This window comes from Fontimonas sp. FW305-C-3 (assembly GCF_058783185.1).
In genome coordinates, this window is record NZ_JBYSYK010000004.1 from 129,435 (window position 1) to 148,626 (window position 19,192).

Annotated in this window: 18 protein-coding genes; 14 read left to right on the forward strand and 4 right to left on the reverse strand. The window is 66.4% G+C overall.

The features are described 5' to 3' along the window. The first annotated feature begins 157 nt into the window (after nt 1-157). Both AC3WUF_RS16050 and AC3WUF_RS16055 read left to right on the forward strand, forming a co-directional pair. Nucleotides 158-1,153, forward strand: a complete 996-nt coding sequence (locus AC3WUF_RS16050; protein WP_492427410.1) for an SH3 domain-containing protein — start codon at nt 158-160, stop codon at nt 1,151-1,153. A gap of 132 nt (nt 1,154-1,285) precedes the next feature. Beyond that, on the forward strand, nt 1,286-1,978 hold the full coding sequence (locus AC3WUF_RS16055; protein ID WP_492427412.1) for a hypothetical protein: 693 nt from the start codon (nt 1,286-1,288) through the stop codon (nt 1,976-1,978). 22 nt (nt 1,979-2,000) lie between these two features. Here the strand turns inward: AC3WUF_RS16055 and AC3WUF_RS16060 are convergent, their stop codons facing one another. From AC3WUF_RS16060 to def, 3 genes are read right to left on the reverse strand one after another with little or no spacing between them, the layout of a single operon-like run. After that, a complete protein-coding gene (locus tag AC3WUF_RS16060; protein WP_492427414.1) occupies nt 2,001-2,213 on the reverse strand; it encodes an oxidoreductase-like domain-containing protein in 213 nt (70 codons plus the stop codon). Next, nucleotides 2,200-3,126 carry a methionyl-tRNA formyltransferase gene (gene fmt / locus AC3WUF_RS16065; RefSeq protein WP_492427416.1) on the reverse strand — a complete coding sequence of 309 codons (927 nt, stop codon included), beginning with the start codon at nt 3,124-3,126 and terminating at the stop codon, nt 2,200-2,202. Before fmt ends, AC3WUF_RS16060 begins: the two co-directional genes overlap by 14 nt. A 4-nt stretch (nt 3,127-3,130) precedes the next feature. Then, nucleotides 3,131-3,634 carry a peptide deformylase gene (gene def, locus AC3WUF_RS16070; protein ID WP_492427418.1) on the reverse strand — a complete coding sequence of 168 codons (504 nt, stop codon included), beginning with the start codon at nt 3,632-3,634 and terminating at the stop codon, nt 3,131-3,133. Between the two features lie 110 nt (nt 3,635-3,744). On the opposite strand from def, the gene AC3WUF_RS16075 reads away from it, so the two are divergent. From AC3WUF_RS16075 to AC3WUF_RS16105, 7 genes are all read left to right on the forward strand, one after another. Next, nucleotides 3,745-4,914, forward strand: coding sequence for a LysM peptidoglycan-binding domain-containing protein (locus AC3WUF_RS16075; protein ID WP_492427420.1), 1,170 nt, complete (start codon nt 3,745-3,747; stop codon nt 4,912-4,914). 115 nt (nt 4,915-5,029) lie between these two features. Then, nucleotides 5,030-6,232: a DNA-processing protein DprA gene (dprA, locus tag AC3WUF_RS16080; RefSeq protein WP_492427422.1), complete on the forward strand. Its 1,203-nt coding sequence runs from the start codon at nt 5,030-5,032 to the stop codon at nt 6,230-6,232. A 34-nt stretch (nt 6,233-6,266) separates the two neighbouring features. Continuing rightward, complete coding sequence (locus AC3WUF_RS16085; RefSeq protein WP_492427424.1) at nt 6,267-6,734, forward strand: Smg family protein; 468 nt, start codon at nt 6,267-6,269, stop codon at nt 6,732-6,734. A 155-nt stretch (nt 6,735-6,889) separates the two neighbouring features. Then, nucleotides 6,890-9,400: a DNA topoisomerase I gene (locus AC3WUF_RS16090; RefSeq protein ID WP_492427426.1), complete on the forward strand. Its 2,511-nt coding sequence runs from the start codon at nt 6,890-6,892 to the stop codon at nt 9,398-9,400. Beyond that, nucleotides 9,397-9,975 (forward strand): L-threonylcarbamoyladenylate synthase type 1 TsaC, encoded by a 579-nt coding sequence (gene tsaC / locus AC3WUF_RS16095; protein WP_492427428.1) that lies wholly within the window; start codon nt 9,397-9,399, stop codon nt 9,973-9,975. Before AC3WUF_RS16090 ends, tsaC begins: the two co-directional genes overlap by 4 nt. After that, complete coding sequence (hemF, locus tag AC3WUF_RS16100) at nt 9,972-10,907, forward strand: oxygen-dependent coproporphyrinogen oxidase (protein ID WP_492427430.1); 936 nt, start codon at nt 9,972-9,974, stop codon at nt 10,905-10,907. Before tsaC ends, hemF begins: the two co-directional genes overlap by 4 nt. A 62-nt stretch (nt 10,908-10,969) precedes the next feature. Continuing rightward, on the forward strand, nt 10,970-11,905 hold the full coding sequence (locus AC3WUF_RS16105) for a hydrogen peroxide-inducible genes activator (protein ID WP_492427432.1): 936 nt from the start codon (nt 10,970-10,972) through the stop codon (nt 11,903-11,905). A 6-nt stretch (nt 11,906-11,911) separates the two neighbouring features. Here AC3WUF_RS16105 and AC3WUF_RS16110 read toward each other — a convergent pair whose 3' ends face one another. Then, nucleotides 11,912-12,715: a sulfite exporter TauE/SafE family protein gene (locus AC3WUF_RS16110; RefSeq protein ID WP_492427434.1), complete on the reverse strand. Its 804-nt coding sequence runs from the start codon at nt 12,713-12,715 to the stop codon at nt 11,912-11,914. A 190-nt stretch (nt 12,716-12,905) separates the two neighbouring features. Here AC3WUF_RS16110 and AC3WUF_RS16115 point away from each other — a divergent pair, with 190 nt between their 5' ends. The 5 genes from AC3WUF_RS16115 to AC3WUF_RS16135 all read left to right on the forward strand — a co-directional run bounded on the left by AC3WUF_RS16115 (nt 12,906) and on the right by AC3WUF_RS16135 (nt 19,164). Beyond that, nucleotides 12,906-14,708, forward strand: coding sequence for a lytic transglycosylase domain-containing protein (locus AC3WUF_RS16115; protein WP_492427436.1), 1,803 nt, complete (start codon nt 12,906-12,908; stop codon nt 14,706-14,708). Further along, nucleotides 14,705-15,970 carry a multifunctional CCA addition/repair protein gene (locus AC3WUF_RS16120; protein WP_492427438.1) on the forward strand — a complete coding sequence of 422 codons (1,266 nt, stop codon included), beginning with the start codon at nt 14,705-14,707 and terminating at the stop codon, nt 15,968-15,970. The genes AC3WUF_RS16115 and AC3WUF_RS16120 overlap by 4 nt, the downstream gene beginning before the upstream one ends. Before the next feature lie 112 nt (nt 15,971-16,082). Beyond that, the gene (locus AC3WUF_RS16125) at nt 16,083-16,565 is read left to right on the forward strand and encodes a MarR family winged helix-turn-helix transcriptional regulator (protein ID WP_492427440.1); all 483 of its coding nucleotides are present in this window, start codon (nt 16,083-16,085) and stop codon (nt 16,563-16,565) included. After that, nucleotides 16,562-18,016, forward strand: a complete 1,455-nt coding sequence (locus AC3WUF_RS16130) for an efflux transporter outer membrane subunit (RefSeq protein WP_492427442.1) — start codon at nt 16,562-16,564, stop codon at nt 18,014-18,016. Before AC3WUF_RS16125 ends, AC3WUF_RS16130 begins: the two co-directional genes overlap by 4 nt. Next, the gene (locus AC3WUF_RS16135; protein WP_492427444.1) at nt 18,013-19,164 is read left to right on the forward strand and encodes an HlyD family secretion protein; all 1,152 of its coding nucleotides are present in this window, start codon (nt 18,013-18,015) and stop codon (nt 19,162-19,164) included. The genes AC3WUF_RS16130 and AC3WUF_RS16135 overlap by 4 nt, the downstream gene beginning before the upstream one ends. Nucleotides 19,165-19,192 lie beyond the last annotated feature (28 nt).

A 19,192-nucleotide genomic window follows, 5' to 3' on the forward strand; every position in this document is an offset into this window, starting at 1 on the left:
TGTAAGAGATCACGACAGATCCATCGTCGTGGCCCTCCACGCCGCGACGATAGGCCCGATTTACGCGTGACGCTGGGTAGTCATCCCGGCGTCACGCCGCTACTATCGGGTAACTGCGATTCCTATCGCATGGGGTGGGCGCCGTTCCGGGGGGAACATGCTCGGTCGTACCAGTGCAGTCTCGTTGGCCATTGGCCTGCTGTTCACAGCGGGCGCAGCGCCGTGCGCGCGTGCCGACCAAGCCGCGTTTGCACAGGACCTGACGAGCTTCCTCGAACGCATCCCCGACGCGCCGCAGCGTCTGCCGCGCAGTTTCAAGACCGATCTTCCGAGCATCAGCAGCAGCAACGGCAAGCGCACGGTTTCGCCGGCGCTGGAACTGGTCGCCGGCCGGCTCGACAGCCACACCTGCCTGTACCAGCTGCGCCTGCACCTGCGCTGGTCCGGCGCGGCGATCGACGAAGACGATGCGGCCGAAGGCGGTCGCTCCGTATTGCAGAAGACGGCCTGCGCGTCGCTGGTGCAGGAAGCCACCGCCGTCGCGCTGTATGAAGTCTCCGCGCTGCAACGCAAGCTGCAGCAGGGCGGGCGCTTCGCCTCCAACAACGAACGCGACCAGGTCATCGCCGCCGCGCGCCACACGCCGGTTGAGTCGGTGCAGGCGCTGGGCAGCCAGCTCGACGCCGTGACCATCGCCAGCCGGGTCAACCTGCGCGCGACACCGTCGCTGAAATCGCCGGTGCTGTCGAAACTGGCCGCCGCCTCGCTGATCCAGGTCGTCAAGACCACCAAGGACGAGTGGTACCAGCTGCAGGGCCGGCCCGGCTACATCCATGCCAGCGCGCTGGCATCGGTCCACGAGGCTTCGCTGTCCGCGCCGCCGCCGGCGCAGATCGAGGACGTGGCGAGCCAGCTGGTGCTGGCGACCGTCAGCGGTCGCGTGATGGTCCGCGACCAGCCCGAGAAGACCGCCAAGGTGCTCAAGCGCCTGCAGCCGGGTACGCAGCTGCGTCTGCTGCCGGCCGATACCGCGGGCTGGTTCGAGCTCGACGATGGTTCCGGCTTCGTTGCAGACGAAGGCCTGGTGCGCGCGTTGAAGACCGGCACAACGGCGGCTGCCCTCGGTGGCCGCGGCGCACGCTCGGCGCCCTGAAGTCGCGACATCGCGCTGTCGCGACCGTCGACGGCAGGTCAGTAGTTTTTATCCATATTCCCTGAGATCACCGCTCCCTAACATCGCCCCCGGGCGATCGGGGATCGCGATCACGCGGTGTTTCGGGGAAATATGTTCAGTTTGCTCAGAGCGGTTCTGATGCTGTGCGCTGTGGTCTCTGCCACTCCGGCTGCCGCAGCGGCCGCGACAGCCGACGCGGGCCTCGCCGCCGAACTCCGCGCATTCGCCCAGAGGACGACCGCTGCGCCGTTGCGGACGCCGCGCCGCTTCTCGGCGCAGCTGCCGGACATTCGCAACGGCAGCGATCGCGGTGTCGCGACGCCGCAGCTCGAAATCGTCACTGGCCGTATCGATAACCACAGCTGCCTCTATCACCTGCGCCTGCAGGTGCAGTGGTCCGGGCGCGCTCCGGCGGGAACGGAGGTCGCGGAAGAGGGGCGCTCGCTGTTGAAGCGCATCGACTGCGCCAAGCTCGCGGACGAAGTGGGGACGACAGCGCTGCGTGAAGTTTCGACCCTGCGCCACCGTCTGGGAGATGGCGCGCCCGCCGCGGGGCGGGGCAGAATCATTGCTGCCGCCCGCCAGAGAAATCCTTCAGCGGCAGGAAAATCGCAGCGGTTCGCAAAGAAGGCGGCAAGCCCTGTCCGTCTGCGCATGACCTCGACGCTGCAGGCGGAACAAGCGCCGACGCCCATGCAGTGGTCGCTGGAGCGATTCCTTTCCGCATCGCTGAGCGATGGCGAACAGCTGGCCCTCTCGATGGACACCTCGAATTGCCTGGCGCGCTGCCAGCGCGCCAACTGAAGCATCCGCAGGCGCGCTGGCCTCAGTCGGCCTTCGCGTCGGGATTGGCGCCGATTGTCCCCGCGGCGCGCAGACGGCGCAGCTCCTCAATGGCGGCCACCGCTTCGTGCCAGCGGCCCATCTCTTCGGCGTAATCGTCGAGGACGCATTGGGCGCAACCGCCGGCGCAGCAATCCGGACGATCCGGTTTTGGCGGAAAAGCCAGATCGTCGTCGGGCGGTTCAGTCGGCGACATGTTCGAACCTCAAGCCGTTGAGCTTGCGCGCCGCAAGCGCTTCCTGCGCGCCGAGCACCCGACCGCCTGGCCACTGCAGCTGCTCGATGCGCAGCGAGCCCTGGCCGCAGGCGACATCGAGATGCTGCGCGGCCAGCAGCGTGCCGGCCGGCGCAGCGCCGCCGTCGACTGCCCGGGCCTGGAGGATGCGCACACGCTCGCCGGCGAGCCCGCTCCAGGCCACCGGAAACGGATTGAAGGCGCGGACACGGCGTGCAATCTCTTCGGCCGATTGCGCCCAGTCGATCTGGCCTTCGGCCTTGCTCAGCTTGGCGGCGTAGGTCACCCCTTCCGCCGGCTGGATCCGTTCCGGCAGTGCACCCGCTGCGAGCCTGTCGAGCGCCGTGACGATCAGCCGGCCGCCGATTTCGGCCAGCGTGTCGTGCAGGCTCGCGGCGGTCGTCGCCGAGGTGATTGCTGTGGTTTCGATCAGCAGCATCGGCCCGGTGTCGAGACCCTTTTCCATGCGCATGATGGTGACGCCGGTCTGCGCATCGCCGGCTTCGATCGCGCGCTGGATCGGCGCCGCGCCGCGCCAGCGCGGCAGCAGCGAAGCATGGATGTTGATGCAGCCATGCCGCGGGATGTCGAGCACCGCCTGCGGCAGGATCAGGCCGTAGGCGACGACCACCATGACCTCGGGAGCGAGTTCGCGCAGGATGGCTTGCGCGTCCTCGCGCAGGCGCTCGGGCTTGAAGACCGCCAGGTCGAGCGCAACGGCGCGCTCGGCCACCGGCGAGGGCGACAGCTTGCGGCCGCGGCCGGCGGGGCGATCGGGTTGGGTGAAGACTCCGACGATCTGATGGCCGGCGGCGTGCAGCGCATCGAGCGCCGTCACCGAAAATTCCGGCGTACCGGCGAAGACCAGCCGCATCGGTTTATTCCGCCTGCTGCTTGCGCAGCTTCTTGAGCAGGCGCTCGCGCTTCAACGAGGACAGGCGATCGATATAAAGCTTGCCGTCCAGGTGATCGATCTCGTGCTGGATGGCCTGCGCCATCAAACCTGCGGCTTCGAGTTCGAAGGGCTTGCCGTGGCGGTCGAGCGCACGCATGCGCAGGCGGTTGTAGCGTTCGACTTTCTCGCCGACGCCGGGCACCGACAGGCAGCCCTCTTCCATGACTTCGGGCTCGGCCGGTTCAAGGATTTCAGGGTTGATGATGACGATCGGCTCGGGTTTGTCCTTGTCCTCGCTGCAATCCATGACCGCCAGACGCTGGGCGATGCCGACCTGGGTCGCGGCCAGGCCGACGCCGGGCGCCGCGTACATGGTCTCGAACATGTCGTCGATCAGGGTTTGCAGCGCGGCATCGAACTGCTGCACCGCAAGGGCCTTCTGACGCAGGCGCGGATCGGGGTGATGCAGGATGGTGAGTAGCGCCATGGCCGATGCCGAAGTTACCAGCTTAAGAAATAACTGACAGATTTGACGGCAAGCGATTGAGCCGTATAGAGTTTACCAATTCTGGCGCAACCCGCGGGGACGGTTTTGCCATGCCCAAGTATACCGGTTCAAAGGGTCTGTACGGCGCAGCGCTGCTCGCGCTGAGTCTGGCTGGCTGTGCGCAAACGGCCGAACGGACCATTACCCCGGCGCGCGACGACTCCGGCGATGGCCTGCGCACGCAGCCGCTGCACGAAGCACCGCTCGCGGAGATTTCCGAAGACGCACAGCTGCCGGCGTCCGCGCCGGTCGGCATGCGCAGCGATGCGCCGCTCAGCTACGTCGTCAAGAAGGGCGACACGCTGTGGGATATCGCCGCGCACTATCTGATCGAGCCCTGGCAGTGGCCGGAGATCTGGTACGTCAACGGCCAGGTCGCGAATCCGCATCTGATCTATCCCGGCGACGTGCTGACACTGGTCTGGCGCGATGGCCGTCCGGTCGTGCAGCGCGAAGAACCGTCCAACACCGAATACCTGTCGCCGCGCATTCGCGAGTCCGCGCTGGGCGATGCGATCCCGACGATTCCGCTCGAAGCGATCCGCGACTTCCTGCACGCCGCGCGCGTCGTGACCGCCGACCAGTTCCGCGATGCGCCGTATGTGCTCGGCTTTGCCGAGCCGCATGTGGTCGAGGGCGCGGGCGCCGAGGTCTATGTGAAGAACCTGCCGGAAGGCGGCGACTATCGCTACGACAGCGTGCGCATCGGCAACAAGTACATCGATCCGGATACCAAGGAATTCCTCGGCTGGGAAGCGATTCCGGTTGCCGACATGGAAGTGCGCCGCGACGGCAAGCCGGCCACGGTGCTGATCGCGCGCAGCTACATGGAAACGCGCGCGGGCGATCGCCTGCTGCCGCCGGAACTGGGCGGCTTCACCGCCAACTTCTATCCGCGTGCCGCCGACCCTTCCATCGCCGGACGCATCATCTCGGTGATCGGCGGTGTTTCGCAGATCGGCCAGTACCAGGTCGTCGCGCTGAGCCGCGGCGCGGCCGATGGCCTGGAAGCGGGCAGCGTGCTCGATGTGTTCCAGACCGGCCGTACCGCGCGCGATCCGTACACCGGTCGCAACGAGACGTTGCCGGAACTGTTCGCCGGCACGCTGATGGTGTTCAAGGCCGACGAGCGCGTCAGCTTCGCGTTGGTGATGCGCGCCGTCCGCGAGATTCATCTCAACGATCGCGTGCGTGGACCGAATCCGTCGGAGCGTCGTTGAGGCGAGGTTGTAACGGCAAGTGCCAACAGCCAGCCGCAAGCTGTAACAACAACGTAACTTCGAAGCAGCGAGTTCGCGCTTGCCAGCGCGCCCTCATCTGGGCGACCCTAAGCCCGTGGACGCACAGTCACTGAGACCTTGGCTCATCCTGTGCCGCGCGCCGGGCATCGGCAGCGCGACGGTCCGAAAACTCCTCATCGCTTTTGCCGATCCTGCCAGCATCGTGGCGGCACAGCCGTCTGCGCTGCGCCGTGCGGGTTTGAGCGAAGCGCAGATCCAGGCATTGCAGCGCGTCGACGAAGCGGCGATCGAGCGCGACCTGCAATGGCTGGCGCAGCCGGCTTGCCACGCGCTGACATTGGCCGACCCGCGCTACCCCGCGCGCTTGCGCGAGATCGCCCAGGCGCCGCCGCTGCTGTTCGTCCAGGGCGATCTGGACTGGCTCGATGCGCCGCAGCTGGCCATCGTCGGCTCGCGCCATGCGAGTCCGCAGGGCCTGGAGAACGCGCAGGCCTTCGCTGCCGAGCTCGCGCGCCGCGGCCTGACCATCACCAGCGGGCTGGCGCTCGGAATCGATGGCGCGGCCCATGCGGGCGCGCTGGCGGGCGGCGGCGGCACGGTCGCGGTCTGCGGCACCGGGCTCGACCGCGTGTACCCGGCGCGGCACAAGGCGCTCGCCCACCGGATCATCGGCAGCGGCGCGCTGGTCTCCGAGTTCCCGGTCGGCGTCGGCGCGGCGGCGGAGAACTTTCCGCGCCGCAACCGACTCATAAGCGGGCTGGCCCTGGGCGTGCTCGTCGTCGAAGCGGCGCGCGAATCGGGTTCGCTGATCACCGCGCGGCTGGCGCTGGAGCAGGGCCGCGAGGTGTTCGCGATTCCCGGCTCGATCCACAACCCGCTGGCGCGCGGCTGCCACAGCCTGATCCGGCAGGGTGCGAAGCTGGTCGAGACGGTCGACGACGTACTGGTCGAGCTGGCGCCGCTGATTGGCATGCGTCGTGCTCTGAATGAAACGGCACCTGCAGACGCGGCGCTTGATGAGTCCACCGACGCATTAAGCGCCGGGCAGGCCAAAGTGCTGCAGGCTCTGGGCGACGAGTTGCTCGGTGTCGATCAGCTCGCTGCGCGGCTGGAGCAGCCGATCGCGAGCCTGCAGGCGGCACTGACGCAGCTGGAGCTGGGAGGCTGGATCGCGGTTGCCGCAGACGGGCGTTATCAGCGCCTTGCGCGACGCGAAGGGAAGGGCGACAAACCGCTCCGGCTCGCCCAGAATGGGCATGCAGGCCAGCATTCTGTTGAGCGCATTGATCAACTTTGAAGCAACTTCGGATCAACTCTAGGGAGCGTAAGAAATGAAAGAGACGGTCCTGGATGTGTTGATGTACCTGCTGGAGAACTATCAGGAGGGTGAATTCTCCGGAGCCGACAATCAGGCCACTTTGCAGGAAGAGCTGATCGCCGCCGGTTTTCCGGACGATCAGGTCATCCAGGCCTTCAACTGGCTCGATGGCCTCGCCGCGCAGCGCCAGCTGCCGATCGTCTTCGGCCCCTGCGGCGCTATGCGCATCTACGCACGCGAGGAGATGGAAAAAATCTCCACCGAATGCCGCGGCTTCCTGATGTACCTGGAGCAGCTCGGCATCCTCGACGGCGGTTTGCGCGAATTGGTCATCGACCGCCTGATGGCGCTGCGCGAAGAGATCGATCTCGAGCGCGTCAAATGGGTCTGCCTGCTGGTGCTGATGAACCAGCCCGATGCCGAGGAAGCCTTTGGCCATCTCGAGGAGATGGTCTACTACCACGGCGAGTTCAAGCACTGAGATCCGAACCGCGGCGGCAGCCCTTGCCGCCGCGGATTTCCTCGCGTACGCGCGTGCGCGCGCACGCATTGGCCTAGACATGGGCCTGCGGTTGCGCTTATAAGGCGCCCATTGCTGCCACCCCTCCGGTGGTCACGCCCCATATGCCGAGTTACATGAGCAAGAACCTCGTTATCGTCGAATCGCCCGCCAAGGCGAAGACGATCAAGAAGTATCTGGGCAAGGACTTTGAAGTCCTTGCTTCCTACGGCCACGTCCGCGATCTGGTGCCCAAGGACGGCGCCGTCGACGTCGCGCGCGGCTTCGAGATGAAGTACCAGGTCATCGAGCGCAACGAGAAACACGTCAAGGCGATCATCTCGGCGCTGAAGAACTCCGATGAGCTCTGGCTGGCGACCGACCCCGATCGCGAGGGTGAGGCGATTTCCTGGCATCTGGTCGAGCTGCTGCGCGAAAAGAACCTGCTGAAGAACAAGCCGGTCAAGCGCGTGGTGTTCTACGAGATCACCCAGCGCGAAGTGCAGAAGGCGATCCAGGAGCCGCGCGAAATCTCCGAGGATCTGGTCAACGCCCAGCAGGCGCGCCGCGCACTCGATTATCTGGTCGGCTTCAACCTGTCGCCGCTGCTGTGGCGCAAGGTGCAGCCGGGTCTTTCCGCCGGCCGCGTGCAGTCGCCGGCGCTGCGCCTGATCTGCGAGCGCGAGAAGGAAATCCGCGCCTTCGTGCCGCGCGAATACTGGACGCTGGAAGCGGTTGCCGAGAAGAGCAAGACCGCGTTCACCGCCAAGCTCGTCGAACTGCAGGGCCGCAAGGTCGAGCAGTTCACCTTGAACAATACGATCGGCGCGCTGACCGCGAAGAACATCGTCAGCAAGGCCGCGCAGGGCGAACTGCTGGTCGCCAACGTCGACAAGAAGCAACGCCGCCGCAATCCGGCACCGCCGTTCACGACATCGACCTTGCAGCAGGAAGGCAACCGCAAGCTCGGCTTCACGTCCAAGCGCACGATGCAGACCGCGCAGCAGTTGTATGAAGGTGTCGATCTCGGCGGCGAGACCGTCGGTTTGATCACCTACATGCGTACCGACTCGGTGAGCCTCGCGCAGGACGCGCTGACCGAGATCCGCAGCACGATCGCCAAGCAGTTCGGCGCCAAGGAAGTGCCGGAAGAGCCGCGCTACTACAAGACCAAGTCGAAGAACGCCCAGGAAGCGCATGAAGCGGTGCGCCCGACTTCGGCCGCGCGCCTGCCGAAGGACGTCGCGAAGTTCCTGTCGCCGGAACAGGCCAAGCTCTACGAGCTGATCTGGAAGCGCACGATGGCGAGCCAGATGCAGCAGGCGGTGTTCGACACCGTCGCCGTCGAGCTGCGTGCCGGCGCCGACAATGCCTTCCGCGCCAACGGTTCGACCCTGGTCGAGCCCGGCTTCATGGCGGTCTACAACCAGAGCGTCGATACGCCGACCGGCAAGGAAGACGACGACGACGACAAGCGCCTGCCGGCGCTGGAAGTCGGCGAGAAGGTCAAGCTGCTCGATGTCTCCGCAGACCAGCATTTCACCGAGCCGCCGCCGCGCTTCACCGAAGCGAGCCTGGTCAAGACGCTCGAGGAATACGACATCGGTCGTCCGTCGACCTATGCCAGCATCATCTCGACGCTGCTTGCCCGCGACTACGTGCGCCTCGAAGGCAAGGCGTTCTGGCCCAGCGATGTCGGCATGATCGTCAACAAATTCCTGACCGAGCACTTCACGCAGTACGTCGACTACGAATTCACCGCCAAGCTCGAGGACAACCTCGACGCGGTTTCCCGCGGCGAGAAGCAGTGGCAGCCGCTGCTCGGCGAGTTCTGGTCGCAGTTCAAGTCGCTGGTCGATTCCAAGCAGGAGCTGAGCCGCTCGGAAGTCTCCGAAGCGCGCCAGATCGGCACCGATCCGGTGTCCGGCAAACCCATCTCCGCGCGCCTCGGCCGCTTCGGACCCTTCGTGCAGATCGGCACCAAGGAAGACACCGACAAGCCGCGCTTCGCCTCGCTGCGCGCCAACCAGCGCATCGACACGATCACGCTGGACCAGGCACTCGCGCTGTTCACGCTGCCGCGCATCATCGGCACGCTGCCGAACGGCGAAGAGGTTGCGGTCAACATCGGCCGCTTCGGCCCATATGTGCGCCACGGCTCGAGCTTCGTGTCGCTGAAGAAGGAAGACGATCCTTACACCGTCGAACTGCCGCGCGCGATCGAGCTGATCGAGCAGAAGGCCGCCGCACTCGAAGCCGCGACGATCAAGATCTTCGGCGAGACCGGCATCCGCATCGTCAAGGGTCGCTTCGGTCCATACATCACCGACGGCAAGCGGCGTGCGCGCCTGCCCAAGGGTCGCGAGGCCGAAAGCCTCAGCGTGTTCGAGTGCGAAGCGTATCTCGAGGAACAGAATCCGCCGACGACCAAGAAGGGCGCTAAAAAGTCGGCCAAGAAGACTGCCGCCGACAAGCCCGAAGCAGGCGAGGCCAAGGCGCCCGCAAAGAAGGCGGTGAAGAAAGCGGTCAAGAAAGCCGTGAAGAAGGCTGCCGCCAAGGCCAAGGCGCCGATCGAGTCGACGACCAAGGTCGTCAAGAAAGCCGCTGCGAAGAAGGCCGCGAAGAAGGCGGTCCGCAAGAACAAGTGAGCCGCGATCCTGCCGTCGTCGCGCCGGCGCCCTGGCATGTGCAGCGCGCCGCGGAAGCCATCGCCGAGGGCGGCGTCATCGCTTGCCCGACCGAAGCGGTCTGGGGCCTGTCCTGCGACCCGATGAACGCGACGGCGGTGAAGCGCTTGCTCGCGCTCAAGCAACGCGACTGGCGCAAGGGCCTGATTCTCGTCGCGGCGGATTTCGAGCAGCTGCCGATGTTCGTCGCCTTGCCCTCGAACAGCGCGATGAAGCGCGCGACCGCGACCTGGCCCGGCCCGGCGACCTGGGTATTCCCGGTCAGCGACGACGCGCCGCCCTGGCTGACCGGTGAGCATGACGGCATTGCCGTCCGCATCACCGCCCATCCGGTGCTGCGCGCGCTTTCCCTGCGCTGCGGGCCGCTGGTATCGACCAGCGCCAATCGCAGCGGTCGGCCGCCGGCGCGCAACATCAGTGAAGTGCATCTGCAGCTCGGCAAGCGGCTCGACGCCATCGTTCCCGGCGCGCTCGGCGGTCTCGCCAAGCCGACGACGATCCGCGACGTGCAAACCGGTCATATCCTGCGTCGATGAACGCCACGGCCGACAACAGCGGTTTCGATACCACGGCCGTCGAACAGTATCTGCGTGGCTTGCAGGACCGGATCTGCGCCGCGCTGAGCGCGATCGATGGCAGCGCGTTCGTTGCCGATCCCTGGAGCAAGCCGCCGGAGAGTCCGCTGCAGGGCCGCGGCGAAACCCGCGTGCTCGCCGACGGCAAGGTCTTTGAACGCGCCGGCGTCGCAATCTCGGAAGTGCGCGGCGCGCGGTTGCCGCCGTCCGCGACACAGAACCGGCCCGAGCTTGTCGGCCGCGGTTTCCGTGCGATGGGCCTTTCACTGGTGATCCACCCGCGCAATCCTTTTGTTCCGACCGCTCACGCCAATGTGCGCTTCTTCAGCGCCGAGGCCGAGGGTGCCGAGCCGGTCTGGTGGTTCGGCGGCGGTTTCGATCTGACTCCGTACTACGGCAACGACGACGACGTGCGCCACTGGCATACCCAGGCGCGCAACGCCTGCACGCCGTTCGGCACCGACGTTCATCAGCGCCTCAAGCGTTGGTGCGACGAGTACTTCTTCCTCAAGCATCGCAACGAACCGCGCGGTGTCGGCGGCTTGTTCTTCGACGACTGGAGTGCCGGCGGATTCGTCCAGAGCTTCGGCCTGATGCGCAGTGTCGGCGATCACTTCCTGCCGGCTTACGTGCCGATCGTCGAACGTCGCAAGGACATGCCTTACGGCGAGCGCGAGCGCGAGTGGCAGCTGCTGCGGCGCGGCCGCTACGTGGAATTCAATCTGGTCTGGGATCGCGGCACGCTGTTCGGCCTGCAGTCCGGCGGCCGCACGGAATCGATCCTGATGTCGATGCCGCCGCAGGTCAGCTGGCGTTATGACCATCAGCCAGAACCGGCGTCTGCGGAGGAGCGGTTGTTGACCCACTATCTGCAGTCCAGGGACTGGCTGTAGCCCTGCAACGCGTGCGGATCCAGGCGCTATTCTGTTGGCCACGGTAACGGATCAAACTTGGCATGACGCTCACCGAACTGCGCTACCTCGTCAACCTCGAAAAGGAACGCCACTTCGGGCGCGCGGCCGAGCGTTCGTTCGTATCGCAACCGACCTTGTCGGTGGCGTTGAAGAAGCTGGAAGACGAACTGGGTGTCATCCTGTTCGAACGCAACCGCGGCGAAGCACGCCCCACGCCTGTTGGCGAACGCATCATCGCGCAGGCACGTACCGTCCTCGCCGAGGCGCGGCTGATCGAAGACATGGCGCGCGAAGGCCGCAATGAACTCTTCGGTCCGCTGCGCCTCGGCGCGATCTATACGGTCGGACCCTATCTGTTGCCGGGCCTGGTGCCGCTGATGCGCAAGCGCGCTCCCGAGATGCCGCTGGTCATCGAGGAGAACTTCACTGCACGCCTGCTCGAGCAGCTGCGCGACAACGAACTCGATGTCGCGATCGTCGCCTTGCCGATCGAACAGAGCGGCATGCAGACCTGGGCGCTGTACGACGAAGATTTCTTCGTCGTCATGCCGCCCGATCATCATTGGGCCGAGGTGCAACAGGTGCAGGCGCGCCAGCTCGCCGGCGAGCCGCTGCTGCTGCTGGGCTCCGGGCACTGCTTCCGCGAGCAGGTCATCGAAGCCTGTCCGAAATGCGTCGACATGGATGCCGACGGACCGCGTCCGCAAACCGGCAGCAGCCTGGAGACGATCCGTCACATGGTCGTCAGCGGCCTGGGTATCACGGTGCTGCCGCGTTCGTCGATCGACAATCGTCCCGAAGACAGCCTGCTGATCGCCAAGCCCTTCGTGCCGCCGGCGCCGCAGCGGCGCATCGCGCTGGCTTGGCGCAAGAGCTTTCCGCGCCGCAAGGTCGTGGATCTGTTGCAGGCCGCGGTGCTCGACTCCGGTCTCAACGGCGTACGCTTTCTGCCGGACGCACAACCTTCAAAAGACTAGCAGGCGCTAGAAGAGCATCCGCAGTCCGACGACGATCAACAGCGCGGCGAATGCGCGCTTGAGGACGACCGGCGACAGCGAGTGCGCCAGCTTTGCGCCCAGCGGCGCGAAGGTCACGCTGGCGACCGCGAGTGACGCGAACGCGGTGAGGCTGACATAGCCGAGATGCGGTGCGGGTACGCCGGTGGCGTCCCAGCCGGCCGAGACGAAGCCGAAGGCGCCGGCCCAGGCGATAGGGACACCACAGGCTGCGGCAGTGCCGACCGCGCGATGTACCGACAAGCCGCGCGCACTCAGATACGGCACGGTCAGCGAGCCTCCGCCAATGCCGACCAGCGACGACAAGGCGCCGATCACCACGCCGACCAGCGAGAGCTCGGCAGTGCCCGCGCGCAACTGATCGACGGTGGCCGTCGAGCTCTTGCTGAAGATCATCCGCAGCGCCACCAGCAACGCGCCGCCGCCCACCAGGCGACGCAAGGCATCGCCGCTCAAGGTGTCGGCAATGTAGGCGCCGGCAATCGCGCCAAGTGCGAGTCCGGGTCCGAAGCGCAGCAAGACCTGCCATGCGACGCCGTTGCGTCGGTGGTGAGCCAGAGTCGAGGAGATCGACGTTGCCGAGACGACCGCGAGCGAGGTGCCGATCGCGACCTGCATGTAGACCGCGTCGGCAACGCCGCTGGCATGCAGCACGAACGCCAAGGCCGGCACCATGATCAGGCCGCCGCCGACACCGAACAGTCCGGCCAGCACGCCGGCGCAGGCACCGGTGACGAGAAAGACCAGCAGATGCGACAGCAGTTGTTCCATGAGCCCTGATTCTTCGATTCTTCAGCTGCACTACAATTGGCGCGCATCCTAACCGATGATGAATGTGCTTAAGTTCCCCCGTCTTATGCGCACCAGCGGATTGGTCCTTGCGCTGCTGTGCGGTTCCGAAGCTTCCGCAAGCGCGGTCCGGGACGAGTTTCGCCAGGCCGCGACTGCGGCCGAACGCGGCGTGACGACGATCCTCAGCGACAGCATCGCGCTGCGCAGCTATGTGCTGTATCCCGATCTGCAGGCGCTGCGCCTGCAGGCGTTCCTGCGCAAGCCGGTCGATCCCGCGGTCGATGGCCAGATCGTCGACTTCCTGCAGACCGCGCCGGATATCACGGCGGTTGCCGATCTGAAGCAGGCCTGGCTGGGCAGTCTGGCCGACCGCGAGTTGTGGGCCGACTTCCTGCGTTATGGCGGCGGCCAGTCCAGCGATCCTGCGTTGCGATGCGCGGCGTTTCGCGCGCGCATCGCCGCCGACAGCACGGATGCCACGCTGGCCAGCGAATTGCGCGACTTCTGGCAATCCGCGCCGCAGATGCCGCAGAACTGCGTGCCGGCCTTCGACTGGCTGAAGGCACGCGGCCTGCTGACGGCGGATGTCGTCGAACAGCGCACGCGCAAGGCGCTCGAAGCGCGCAACACCGAGCTGGCGGACTGGCTGATCAAGACGCTGCCGGAAGAGCGGGTCGCGCCGCTCAGGCAATGGTCGGCATTGGTCGGCGATCCGCTCCGAACGCTGGAGAACATCGCACGCGACCCCGCCGCCAGTTTCGACTGGACGACATTGCAGCCGGCTTTCGATCGCGCCGCGACACGCGATCCGGTGCGCGCGCAGGCGGTGCTGAACCAGCTGGCGCCGCGTCTTGCGGCAAGCCAGCGTGACGAGCTGCGGCGCTCGGTCGCACTGGGGCTTGCGCTGGATCGCAGCGCAGATGCTCCGGAGGTCTATGCGAGCTTGCCGGACACGGTACTCGACGAGCGCTCGCGCGAGTGGCGCGTGCGCTCGGCGCTGTGGAACGGGCGCTATGCGCAAGCCTACGACTGGCTGCAGCGGATGCCGCCGACGCAGGCCGCTGATCCGCGCTGGACGTACTGGCGCGCGCGCAGCATTCAGCTGCTCGGTCGAGACGCCCGGGCCGTTTACGAATCGCTGCTCGGTGAAAACAGCTACTACGGCCTGCTCGCGGCTTATCGTCTGCAGCGCGGCTACGCGCCGCGCATGCGGGGCTTCGACGACGACGCCGGCATGCAGCGGCAGCTCTCGCAGCAGCCTGGTTTTGTTCGCGCGCAGGAGCTGTTCCTGCTCGGCGATCGCGAGCGCTGGGCGAACCTCGAGTGGTCGCGCGCGACGCGCGATCTCGACGCGGCGCAGAGCTTGCAGGCCGCGCGGCTGGCTTCGCGCTGGGGTTGGCATGTGCAGACCGTTGGCTTGCTGGCCAAGCAGGGCGTCTACGACCTGCTCGAGCTCAGCTATCCGAATGCCTACATCGCGCAGATCGGTGCAGCAGCCGACGACGTCGGCATGCCGCCGAACTGGATCTACGGCCTGATGCGGCAGGAGAGCCTGTTCAATGCACGCGCGCAATCGCCGTCGAATGCCTATGGATTGTTGCAACTGCTGCTGCCAACCGCGCGAGAAGTCGCCAAGCGGCGCGGCAGCGCGCGACCCGACGTCGAAGATCTGTTCCGGCCGGAGGTGAACATCCCGCTTGGCGCGACTTACCTGCGCGAGATGCGCGACCGCTTCGGCGGACAGTTCGCGCCGGCCACCGCGGCCTACAACGCCGGGCCGAATGCGGTGCAGCGCTGGCTGCCGGCCGCGCCGGTAGAAGGCGACATCTGGATCGAGAACATTCCGTACAACGAGACGCGCGGCTACGTGCAGAAGGTCATGTGGAACTTCGCGGTACGCGGCTGGCGCAGCGACGGCAAGCCGCAGGACCCCGCGGCGCTGCTGCGTCCGGTACAGCGCCCGTCACCGTGAAGGCCGGCAACGCCGAGTTGCCGCCGCAGGCGCGCCGCTATCTGGTCGGCGGCGCGGTGCGCGATCGTCTGCTGGGTTTGCCGGCTAACACCAACGACTGGGTCGTGCTCGGCGCGTCGCCGGAGCAGATGGAAGCGGGTGGCTTCCGAGCGGTCGGCAAGGATTTTCCGGTCTTCCTGCATCCGCAGACGCAGGAGGAATACGCGCTGGCCCGCACCGAGCGCAAGAGCGGGCACGGCTACAAGGGCTTCGTGTTCCATACCGGCCCAGACGTGACGCTCGAGCAGGATTTGCAGCGCCGCGACCTGACGATCAACGCGATAGCGGAAGATGCGGACGGCACGCTGATCGATCCCTGCGGCGGCAAGGCCGACATCGACGCGCGCAAGCTGCGCCACGTCAGCGACGCATTCACCGAAGACCCGGTGCGGGTGCTGCGCATCGCGCGCTTCATGGCGCGCTTCGCGTCGCTGGGTTTCACGGTGGCCGACGAGACGATGCAGCTGCTGCGGCAGATCGTCGACGCCGGCGAGGTCGATCATCTGGTGCCCGAGCGCATCTGGCAGGAGACCCATAAGGCGCTGATGAGCGCACGGCCATCGGCCTACTTCGAAACGCTGCACGCCTGCGGCGCGCTGGCGCGGGTGATGCCGGAACTGGCGGCGCTGTCCGGTGTGCCGCAGCGCGCGGACTATCATCCGGAAGTCGACAGCCTCGTGCATACGCTGATGTGCGTCGACGTGGCCGCGAAGATGAATACGGCGCTGCCGGTGCGCTACTCGGCGCTGGTGCATGATCTGGGCAAGGCGCTGACACCGCAGGGCGAGTGGCCCTCGCATCGGATGCACGAGCATCGCGGCGTGCCGCTGGTGGAGGCGATGTCGCAGCGGCTGCGCGTGCCGAACGAGTGTCGCGAGCTGGCGCTGATTCACACGCGCGAGCATCTGCTGATCCATCGCGTCCGCGAACTGCGGCCGCAGACGCTGCTGGAGCTGCTGGAACGTCTGCAGGCTTTCCGCAATGCCGAGCGTTTCGAGCAGTTGCTGCAGGCCGGTTGCTGCGATGCGCGCGGCCGGCTGGGTTTCGAAGATGCGGCTTATCCGCAAGTCGACTATCTGCGCGAAGCGCGCGCCGTCGCGACGGCGATCCAGGCGCGCGATCTGATGGCGGAAGGCCAGGCCCCGGGTGCCGAACTGGGGCAGGCCTTGCAGCGCCGCAGGGCTGAATCGCTGAAAGCCTGGCGCGACACGCTCCCGCGCTGATTTCTCAAGCTATTGTATTCATGAGAATAAAAGTTCTTGACGGCAATCAATTGCCGGAGCAATATCTGCCTCGGCAAATATTGCCCTGACAGAGAGTCTCGCGGAGAAGCTCGTGACGACCGCGCATTACGATCCCAAAACCTTTCGCTCCAGCACGGGTATCGGCTACCTGCTGAAGCTGTCGCACACGCTGATGCACGAGCGTGCCGACGTCGTGTTTGCCAGCCAGGACGTCAACTTCGTGCAGTGGATCGCGATGGTCAAACTGCGCGAGGGCATCGTCAAAACCGCGAGCGAACTGTGCCGCTCGATGTGCCATGACAACGGCGCGATCACGCGCATGCTCGACCACCTGGAGCAGCGCGGCTATCTCGAGCGCAATCGCAGCCAGCAGGATCGGCGCGTCGTCGAGCTGGTGCTGACCACGGCCGGCGAACAGAAGGTCGACGAACTCAAGCCGCAGCTGGTGACGCTGCTCAACGAGACGCTGTCCGGCTTCGACGCCGCCGAGTTTGCCGAACTGACGCGCCTGCTCAACAAGCTGATTGCGGCATTGCAGGCCAGCGAGCCGACGCCCATCGGAGCGGCGTCATGAAGTCTCGCATCGTATCGCTGGCGCTCGGCGCTGCCTTGAGCGCGGCGCTCGCAGGCTGCGTGACGCCGCCGACCTATGAACCGAAGTTGCAGCTGATCACAACGACGACGCTGGGCCTCGGCACCCAGCCGCGCGCGGCCGTCGCCGAAGGCTGGTGGCAGGCCTATGGCGATGCGCAGCTCAATCAGCTGATCGATACCGCCTTGCGCGACAGCCCGACCCTGGCGCAGGCATTGGCGCGTTTCGCCAGCGCTCAGGCGCAGGTTCAAGCCGCGGGAGCGCCGCTGCGCCCCGGTTTTACGCTCGATGGCGAGGAAGTGCGCCAACGCTACTCGGAGAACTACATCATCCCGCCGCCGCTCGGCGGCGGCGTGTACTGGCAGGGCCAGGTCGGTCTCAACATGAACTGGAGCCTCGATTTCTGGGGCCGTCAGGCCGCGCTGCTCGAGCAGGCGCGCGCGGTCGGCGACGCCAGCGCGCTCGATGCCGCGAGTGCGCAGCTCGCCCTGTCCGGCGCGATCGCCCAGGCCTATGTCGAGCTCTACAAGAGTTGGGCACTGGGCGATATTGCCGAGCGCAGCGAGCAGCAGCGCATCGAACTGCTCAAGCTCGCGGGCCAGCGCGTCAGCGCCGGACTCGATACGCAGATCGAACTGAAGAACGCCGAAGCCCTGGTGCCGCAAGCACGCGCGGCGCGGCTGCAGGCCGAGGCGACGCGTGAGCTGGCGGTGCATCGTCTTGCCGAACTGAGCGGCCAGGGCGCCGGCGCCTACGCGCAGATCGGCCGCCCGCATCTGAATCTCGACATCGCGCTGCCGCTGCCGGAAGAACTGCCGCTGGATCTGCTCGCGCGCCGTCCGGACGTGCTTGCGGCGCAGGCGCGCGTCGCGGCGGCCACCGCCGGTCGTGAGGCGGCCCGCACCGCGTTCTATCCCGACATCAACCTGCGCGCCTTCGCCGGCGTCGCGTCGATCGGTCTGGATCATCTGTTCGAAAGCAGCAGCACGACCTACGGCGCCGGTCCGGCCATCCATCTGCCGCTGTTCGACTCGCAGCGCCTGAAGGCCGGCTATCGCGGCGCGACGGCGAGCCTCGACAGCGCAATTGCCGACTACAACGCGATCGTGCTCGAAGCGGTGCGCCAGGTTGCCGACCAGCTCAGCAATACGCGCTCGATCAATGAGCAGCTGGTGCAGCAGAAGCAGGCGCTGGCCGCCGCCGAACAGGCCTACTCGATCGCGCAGCGACGCTATGCCGCTGGCCTGACCAGCCAGCTGATCGTCCTCAATGCCGAATCTCAAGTGCTGAACCTGCGCCGCGAACTCGTGATGCTGCAGGCCAGCCAGTCGTCGGCGCGCGTGCGCCTGCTGCTGCAGCTCGGCGGCAGTTTCGATCCCAACACCCTCAAATCTGCTGCATCGGTAGAAAGCGGTCCCGGAGTGAAATCATGAATGCGCCCACAACTTCCACTGCAAACGCCAAGCGCCAGCGCGGCCTGTTGACCCTGACGGCCGTCGTTGCATCGGGTGTGCTTGCCTGGAGCGCGTACTGGTTCCTGCATGCGCGCCATTACGAGCATACCGACGACGCCTATGTCGCCAGCGACCTGATCCAGATCACCAGCGAGCAGGCCGGTACGGTGACGGCGATCCATGTCGATGACACTCAGCATGTCGAGCGCGGCCAGGTGCTGCTGGAACTCGACAAGGCCGATGCCGAAGTCGCAATGGCCGAGGCCGAGGCCGCGCTGGCTCAAGCCGTGCGCGGCGTGCGCGGCATGCAGGGCCAGGTCGCGACGCTGCAGGCGCAGAGCGAACAGCGCGAAGTCGTGCTGGCGACGGCGCGGGCGAACCTGAAACGCCGCCAGTCGATTGCCGGCGACGGCGCGGTGTCCGCCGAAGAGCTGGCGCATGCTTCGGATGAGGTGTCGTCGCTGCAGGCGGCGTTGAATGCGACGCGCGAGCAGCTGGCGACCGCGCAGGCGCAGATCGACGGCACGACGGTGCAGACGCATCCGCAGGTGCTGCAGGCTGTCGCGCGTCTGCGCGAAGCCGCGCTGGCACTGCAGCGGACCCGGCTCATCGCGCCGGTCAGCGGCGTCGTCGCCAAGCGCGGCGTGCAGCTCGGTGCGCGGATTGCGCCGGGAACGCCGCTGATGGCGGTCGTGCCGCTCGACCAGGTCTGGGTCGATGCCAACTTCAAGGAAGTGCAGCTGCAGCACATGCGCATCGGCCAGCCGGTGGAACTGCACGCGGATCTGTATGGCAACGACGTCGAGTATCGCGGCCATATCGCCGGCGTTTCCGCCGGCAGCGGTTCTGCCTTCGCATTGCTGCCGGCGCAGAACGCGTCCGGCAACTGGATCAAGGTCGTGCAGCGCGTGCCGACGCGCATCGTGCTCGATCCGCAGCAGCTCAAGGAGCATCCGCTGCGCGTCGGCCTGTCGATGTCCGCGCGCGTCGATCTGCGTGCCAGCGCCGACGAGATGCCGGCCTTGCGCGTCGAGCCGCAGCGTCTGCTGGCCGCCGTCGCCGACACCGCGCTGGATGAACGCATCGCGTCGATCATCAGCGCCAACGCCGGCAAGTCCTCGTTCTAGAGCTTCCCCGTGAGCGCAGCCAACACAC